We start from the raw sequence: 7,622 nt of genomic DNA on the forward strand, positions 1-7,622 counted from the left end.
AAGTCATTTTATCAGAAGGGCTTGAGAGCCATAAAGCTTATAGGGCAAGCACTTTAGCTTCATTGTCGCCCCCTGAAAACAGTGAGTCAACTCACTCGACTCTCATCCTTGCCCACTCCCGAAGTGCTTATGTTGTGGGGATTCGGGCCTGTCTCGCTAAAATTATCGAAGGGTTTTCCACTCGGCCGATGGCTCCTCCAGGAAATGGATCGGTTTGCGATCGGTTGGGCGCTACGATTAAGCTGGTTAGTTTTTCTACGCTTTCAAAGCTGGGTGCTGAGGGCAATATTTGTTGCAGTAGTTGCCGCATTGACCGTCGCTGCAATGCCAGGGGTGCTTCGCGCAAAATCCGGCGATTTAACTTGACGGGAAGTTGAAAATTCACCTGGGGATTATCTGCGATTGGAGACATTGCTCGCTGTAGCAAGTCGCTGGCTGCAAGTTCGAGATATTCTACGTCGGCGCGGAGGAGTTCGGCTGTTTGAGCTAGCGCTTGTTGGGCTTTTGGGTTGAAATGAGTTTCCAAATAAGGCAATAATTCCGATCGAATGCGGTTGCGCGTGTATTGCAAGTCTTGATTTGTGGAATCTTCCCAAATTGGGAGTTTTTCCTCTTGACAAAATTGACCTGTTTGCAATCGAGTTATTTCCAGCAAGGGACGAACTAAATAGATTTTAGATTTGAGATTTTGGATTTTTGATTGGGAATTTTCATCCTGATTTTCCAATCTGAAATCGGCAGATATTTGGGAGTTGGGATTTTCGCCGGAATTCCCCAATCTAAAATCGGCAATCGGCAATCGAAAATCGAGCAGCGGCCGCGTCCAGGTGAGGGCGGAAAGTCCGTCGGCGCCGCTGCCGCGAATCAGGTTGTAGAGGAGTGTTTCGGCCCGATCGCTGGCTGTGTGGCCTGTAACAATGTAGGGGTAGTTGTGGGCGATCGCAATTTCGGTTAAAGCTTGATATCGCCACTGTCTGGCGGCTGCTTCTGTTTTGGGGATGTCCGAGGCTGTTTCCACATAGTAGGATATTCCCCAGTTTTTAGCTAATTGTTCTACATGATTGGCCGAGGCTTCCGAGTCAGAACGCCAACGGTGATCGCAGTGAGCAATCCCTAGGTTCCAGCCCCATTTTGGCTGCAAATCTAGCAGTAATTTAATTAAACACAGAGAATCTTGTCCGCCGGATACTGCTACTAACAATCGCTGATGTGATGGCAATATTTTTCGGTGCAACAGCGTCCGGTGCAGTTGAGCGTGGAGTTGGGTCCAATTGGAAGATTCACCCATGAGAGCAGTTTTTAATTAAGCAAGAAGAAGGAAGTTCGGCAACGAGCAGTGTAGGGGATTTAACGGATGGATTTTGAGGAAAGAAAGGGGAGCATCCCCCTCTCCCTATGTCCCAATCTCCCACTCTTTGCCTTCCTAGCTCCACATTCCTAGACTTTGGGGGTCGCGGTCTGGATACCTAGATATAGGAAAATTATTACTTATTTGTGTTGATTCACTGATATTTAATTGCTCATCTATATCGGTTTGATTTGAGATATCTGCGCCGTAGATTTGCACGGTTTCTGATATTTCCGGGGTGGCTGAAAGGGCTTTTTGTTCTTTGATATCAGGTTCGCTCGGGCTGAACTCCAGACGCATCCTAAGTTTTCCTTTTGTCCAGTTTTTCCCTGCACTTAATAGCTCGCAATCTATGCCGTCTGAGAATAATTTTTCTTCTACCAATTTTGACTGTATAATAGCCATAAATTCACTGACTTTGAATGTACATTGATACATCAAAGCGGTGGTAGGAGCAGACAAAACATCGTCTTTTTGGGGAAATATTGGCGATTCGTCCATATCAATTGTCCTTATTTTAATGAAGTTCGGCAACGAGCAGTGTAAAGGATGTAACGGATTTAACGGATGGATGTTGAGGAAAGAGGTTCTAGGTTCTAGGTTTGAGAGAATAAAATTTGACAGTCTTGCTGGTTGAGTAAGGTGGGAATTGGCCACCCTACTACCGCAGAGAATATTAATCCCTATTTTTTGACTTATCCTGTTCTTCTGCGACCCCTTGGTGGCTCGGGAATTAGAAAAACCAACCGTAGGAATGTAAACCTTTGCCTAATAGATTAACACCTAGATAGCAAATCCAAACTACCACAAAACCTGTGGCGGCTAAAATTGCTGGGCGTCTTCCCTGCCAGCCGCGAGTGATGCGGGCGTGCAGGTAGGCAGCAAATACCAACCAAGTAATCAGCGCCCAAGTTTCTTTCGGGTCCCAACTCCAGTACGATCCCCAAGCTTCGTTAGCCCAAACCGCACCGGCAATAATGCCAACTGTCAGTAAGGGGAATCCTAAACCGATGATGCGATAGCTAATGTTATCAAGAGTTTCTGCTAGGTTCAAGCGCTGGGGCGAGAGAAGTTCTGCGGTTTGATTTGGGGCGGTTGATGGGGTTTGAACGGTTGCTAATTCGAGCACTGCGGTGGTGCCCAAACCGTTATTGTTGGAGTTGAAAGAGGGTTCGCTGAACGCTGATGCGCTGTCGGCGCTGGTTTCTGCTTGAGGTTCGGGGTTTTGAGGGCGTTGGAGGCGGTAGTTGCCGTTGCGGTTGCTGTTGGTGCCGAAGGAACTACCGGTGAGTTCGATTTTTTGGCCGCGGGTGACGATTAAAAAGGCGATCGCCAGTAGCGCTCCTACCATTAAAGTTGAGTAACTCAGCATCATGACGCTAACGTGCATCATCAGCCAGTTTGATTTGAGGGCGGGTACTAGGGGCTCTGCAGATTGCATGGTTGCGGGCAGAGTCAGGGCTGCAAAGGCGGATATTGCCATTGCTACGGGGGATGTCGCTACTCCTACTAAGCGGGAACGGCTCATGTTTTCCGCGACTAGGTGGATGGCGGTGATTCCCCAAACTAGGAAAAATAGGGATTCGTAGAGATTGCTTAAGGGAAAGTAGCCGGCTTCTATCCATCGAGAACCGAGTAAAGCAGCGATGGATAGGTTGGCCACGGCCATTCCTGCTGTTCCTAGGGCCCCCAGGTAGGGAATGCCGGGGAATGCTGCGCCAACCCAGTAAATGAGCATTGTTGAGAACAAAATGGCAAAGGAGATGTTGTCCAGCCAGTTCTGGAGTACGACCAGATCCATAAAAATTACTCCGGTAATGTTTTTACTTACTTTTTGCTAACTAGATCGATCGTACTGGGGTTGGGCAGTTTTGGGTTTGGGATTTGGAATTTTTGTGGCAATTCTGGCTTGTTGGCGGTTGTTGAGGTGCCTGCGGGCGATCGACCCGAACAGGCCAATAAATAGGTCAAACGCTCTCCCCCTCCGCTTCCTGGGTTCTGGGGCGGTATTTGGTGCATCCGCTGTTGCTGGGAGGACGCCCGAGCGTGCGGGGGCGGGTGTGTTTCTGGGGGCGCAGAAGCTGATTGTTGATGGTGGAAGATGTTTTGGGCGTGAGGGCTTTCTCAAATTTCCGTAAAGCTGCTGTAAAGCAATTTACATCTTTAAAAGTTTTGGTAAATCTCAAAAAAGCAATGGTAGTCCTGCATATAGCCTTTCTCAGAAAGATGGAGTAGCATAAACCCTGTGTTCTCAAGCTTTTTAAGTGGGATTGCGTACCGCTATAGTAAGGATAACTAAGGATTTCACTCTCTAGATAAACAGGCGTCATGCTAAAGATTCCATACTATCTCATGCCCTCTCTTCGTAAACTACTTTTGGAAAAATTGGGAAACAGCAACGAGTTTTCGCCCTTTAGCTTCTACAGTTGAAGAGTCCTCCCTAATAAAAGCTTTTTCACCTACAAACGAAACCTGTTTTTGAGATGGAACATGAATTCTAATCACCGATAATCCCTTGAAATCTATAGTGTCAATTTTCATCAGAACTTGAGTTTTTAAGGTATCAGTCAAATTTGATTTACGTATTGTATTCATTAATATCCCAACATAATCCCCTAGCGTTTTACCTGAAACCCTAGCTTCTCTATCAATTCCTACAACATATCTCTCATTGATTTCAATAGGATTAATCCCATCTAAATTTTTAATTTTTTCTGCGTCTTGCTTTTTATCCGCCACTCCCAAGAAAATATATCCATCAGTATCTGGATCGGAGTTAGCAATGCCGCAAATTGTTTCAACAAGTCTCTGGAGCAAAGCATGATTTAGCTTTCTATTTGTTGGTGACAGATCCATCAAACCTTGCTTGCACTCGTACTTTGTAGTTTCTATACGAGAACGAAGTAAAGAATTTTTGAATGTTTGTATCAACTCAGCACCTTGTCCTAGAGTAGATTTATCTTTATTCGCGAAGTAGTCTTGTATCAATCCCTTTGTTTTATTAATATTCTTAATACGATGCTTGATCTCTGCAAATCGCTTGCTTAGCTTTAAGCTCTGCTGAAGCTCTGTGAGTGCTTGCATAATCTTTTGAGTGTCGGCTGGTACAAGTTCTGAATCAATTATTAATTCAAAAAAAGCCATGAATATTGTATAGAAAGCCTGCGGTATTGGATTATTAATGCCTGGGTTGACGATATTTCGTAAACACTTACTATCTGAGCTATATGTTTCAATAGTTTCTCCCAGAACGGAGAAGGTTTTTACAATGTCTTCTTCTAGTTTTTTGGAGCCATAGGTTGCCAGACTATTCTCTATTAACTGGAAGTCCTTGCTCTTTTCATCATACAGACTATCTAGCCGCTCTCTGCTTCTTTGTAGGGGTTTATTAAGTAATATCGATGCTGCAATATCTGCGATCATATCTTCATCTTTACTATCACGCAGGTCAGGTATACTAAGAATTCCTTGCTTGCACCACAAAGTGTCTTCTGCTTGAATCCCATAACCTTGATTATTCTGTTTGGAATCAATACTAACCTGGGGCATATCAAATAGGTGAAGCGTTTTCCGAGTATCATCCCCCCGCAACTGCATAGCAATTGTACGAACCACTTCTGCGAATGATGTCGTTACGCCTGCTTGTCGTCTCTCTTGGTTGCTTAAATGCTTACCACCGGAATTTATTCTGCCAAAAACCTCTGTTATGTCGCTTTCATCCATTGCAGTGTAAATGGTTACTGCAAGCTGATAATCTAAAATATCTGCACATTCTTCTCTATCTAATTTATCAGAATTTTCTTCAAATTCAAATACCTTGTCATCAGCTAATTGTTTGGCATAGGAGAACTCGTTAAGATCGAAATACCTGCCCTTAAATGCAAATAAATTTTCAATGAAACCACAAATAGCATTAAGTCGTTGCATACCATCTATGATCTCATACTTTCCACTTCCATGAACTTGAGGACGTTCAGCTAGTAAAATCAAAGGAATTGGATATCCCTTTAAAATGCTTCCAATCAGTTTTTCTTTTTCGTCAACTGACCAAATTAATTTTCTTTGATACTTTCTGTTTACCAATAAGTTACCTGACCGATAGAGCCGATAAGCCTCAGTGACTGTCATTCCGCGTGGTGGAACAATGCTCATACTTATGCTCGCTTTAAGTCAAGATTTTGAGAATAGTGTAATACTATCGATCGATCGACTAAAACAAATCTTGTTACCAAGGATTGCCAATCTGTAAGGTGGGCACTGCACACCCTACAGATAGAGGTTCTGCGTAAGTCCTCTCTTGTTACCAAGGATTGCCAATCATTCTAAAACCAGACCAATAATAAGGATGAGAGAAATTCTGAGTCCCCTGGTTTGCCAGTTTCGGAGGTAGCGGCAGATTGCCAAAAGAAGTGTGCAGCATCCCCCCTTCAACTCGCACCTCTCGGCGCAACATCGCTAATTGCGCTTGTCGCAGTGCTTCTGTTTTAATCGGAGCAGTTTTTAACTGCGCGTAAAACTCCGCCATCAATGCCAAACTGCCCTCGTCGCTGACATACCAGAGAGTCGCCAGAGCCGATTTAACCCCGGCTTGCACGGCTAACCCGCCAAAGCCCAACTCGGCCTCTCGATCGCCCACAGCAGTCCTGCAAGCACTCAAAACTAACATTTCAATTTGCGGGTTTTGCCATCCCATTTGCCGCAACTGATCCAAACGCAATTTAGTATCCCACAACTGAATAAAGGATTCGCTGGGCTCTCCCGGTCGAAATTGGGCGTGAGTAGCCAAGTGAATCGTCCCATAAGACTGCTGCTGGGGCTGCGATTTCAAATTGGCCAGGGTGAAAGCTTCGTTCAAGAAAGACTTGCCCGGCCACTGCTGCGGCGTAATTGTCGCTACTTCTGTTTCCACCGCAGGCAAAGGACTCATATCTACAAATTGCGATGCCCCCATTGCCAGAACTTGGGTATTTTTGAAATTGGCGGGGCCGGTATCTGTCAAACTCAGAGTTGGCATTGAGCCAACACTGTAACGCTCTATCAAAAAGCCTTTGCCGTCGTGCAGGGCGGCCATGGGTATCGATCGCAACCCCATATCAGAGATAAAAGATAAATTCTGAATCCCTTGGGCTTGCAGCTGTGCTTCAAGCGGCGCTACTATCCACTGGTAGAGCTGCTGAGCCACTGGCAAATAACTTTTAGTATTGCGCTTTACCGGATTAGTCACTTCCGCGTGAAATTTCTCAATAGCTTCGATGATCTCGCCGCGAGAGGTTCCAGCGATGCGGTATCGAACGGGCGCGATATCCGGCACGATCACGATCAGTTCCAGTTCGTCAGAGTCTTGAAATTGCTTTTCTACCTTCAAGAGGGGCGAACTGTTGTTAGACCGAGGGGCTGTAGAATCCTTGGGTACAAAGCTGATATAGATGAGTGCTGGTTTCATGCCTGTGGCTTGTTCGACCCTGTGAAGGGTATTTTGGGTATCTGCTAAGGTGCGGATGCCAGTTATTGATGGCGGCAAATTTAGGTAATCGGAAAACTCCCTAGTCAATCTATCCTCTACCCGAAAAATAGCTGCTGCGACGTTAGCTGGCAAGTTGGAAGGGTCAATACTCGGAGACGCCAAAGATGAATTGCCCTGTGGCAAGGAATTAGATATCTGGTTTTGGGGTTGCAAGCTGGGGGAAAGTAAAGGATTTGTGCTCGCTGGCAGATTCTGTGTCGGTATCGGTGCGAGATTTATTCCCCCAGCAGCAGGCGCAACCACTTGATTTTGAGCGTTTGTCTGTCCCCGCGGCAAATTTGATACTGCTGCTTGATTTTGAGTATTTGTCTGTGCGCCCGCCAAATTTGATACTGGCGCTGGGTTTTGAGTATTTGTCTGTGCGGTTCGCGAATTTGATACTGTTGCTAGATTTTGATTAATTGTCTCTGCGATCGACCAATTTGAAACCTGCCCTGGATTTTGAGTATTTGTCTGTGCGGCCGGCGAATTTGAAACCTGCCCTGGATTTTGAGTATTTGTCTGTGCGGCCGGCGAATTTGATACCTGCCCTGGATTTTGAGTATTTGTCTGTGCGGTTCGCGAATTTGATACCTGCGCTTGATTTTGAGTATTTGTCGGTGCGATCGGCGCATTTAATCTCGGCGCTTGATTTTGAGTATTTGTCTGTGCGCCCGACACATTTGATACCGATGCTTGATTTTGAGTATTTGTCTGTGCGCCCGACACATTTGATACCGATGCTTGATTTTGAGTATTTGTCTGTGCGCC

Annotated in this window: 6 protein-coding genes; 1 reads left to right on the plus strand and 5 read right to left on the minus strand. The window is 45.5% G+C overall.

Going from position 1 to position 7,622, the window contains the following annotated elements; translation table 11 throughout:
- Nucleotides 1-127: 127 nt before the first annotated feature.
- The 3 genes from tilS to ccsB all read right to left on the minus strand — a co-directional run bounded on the left by tilS (nt 128) and on the right by ccsB (nt 3,149).
- Complete coding sequence (gene tilS, locus QUB56_RS35655; RefSeq protein WP_332961085.1) at nt 128-1,288, minus strand: tRNA lysidine(34) synthetase TilS; 1,161 nt, start codon at nt 1,286-1,288, stop codon at nt 128-130.
- Between the two features lie 135 nt (nt 1,289-1,423).
- Nucleotides 1,424-1,849, minus strand: coding sequence for a KGK domain-containing protein (locus QUB56_RS35660; protein ID WP_332961086.1), 426 nt, complete (start codon nt 1,847-1,849; stop codon nt 1,424-1,426).
- A 232-nt stretch (nt 1,850-2,081) separates the two neighbouring features.
- A complete protein-coding gene (gene ccsB, locus QUB56_RS35665) occupies nt 2,082-3,149 on the minus strand; it encodes a c-type cytochrome biogenesis protein CcsB (protein WP_332961087.1) in 1,068 nt (355 codons plus the stop codon).
- Between the two features lie 76 nt (nt 3,150-3,225).
- Here ccsB and QUB56_RS35670 point away from each other — a divergent pair, with 76 nt between their 5' ends.
- The gene (locus QUB56_RS35670) at nt 3,226-3,486 is read left to right on the plus strand and encodes a hypothetical protein (protein ID WP_332961088.1); all 261 of its coding nucleotides are present in this window, start codon (nt 3,226-3,228) and stop codon (nt 3,484-3,486) included.
- A gap of 232 nt (nt 3,487-3,718) precedes the next feature.
- Here the strand turns inward: QUB56_RS35670 and QUB56_RS35675 are convergent, their stop codons facing one another.
- The gene (locus QUB56_RS35675; RefSeq protein ID WP_332961090.1) at nt 3,719-5,500 is read right to left on the minus strand and encodes a GmrSD restriction endonuclease domain-containing protein; all 1,782 of its coding nucleotides are present in this window, start codon (nt 5,498-5,500) and stop codon (nt 3,719-3,721) included.
- A gap of 148 nt (nt 5,501-5,648) precedes the next feature.
- On the minus strand, nt 5,649-7,622 hold a 1,974-nt coding region (locus QUB56_RS35680; RefSeq protein WP_332961092.1), incomplete at its 5' end, for a CHAT domain-containing protein.

Origin of the sequence: Microcoleus sp. AR_TQ3_B6 (assembly GCF_036702785.1) — a bacterium.
GTDB lineage: Bacteria > Cyanobacteriota > Cyanobacteriia > Cyanobacteriales > Microcoleaceae > Microcoleus.

Bases quoted from the DNA above. Each gene is read 5' to 3' on its own strand.
- tilS (WP_332961085.1), bottom strand. From the start codon at position 1,288: ATGGGTGAATCTTCCAATTGGACCCAACTCCACGCTCAACTGCACCGG.
- QUB56_RS35660 (WP_332961086.1), bottom strand. From the start codon at position 1,849: ATGGACGAATCGCCAATATTTCCCCAAAAAGACGATGTTTTGTCTGCT.
- ccsB (WP_332961087.1), bottom strand. From the start codon at position 3,149: ATGGATCTGGTCGTACTCCAGAACTGGCTGGACAACATCTCCTTTGCC.
- QUB56_RS35675 (WP_332961090.1), bottom strand. From the start codon at position 5,500: ATGAGCATTGTTCCACCACGCGGAATGACAGTCACTGAGGCTTATCGG.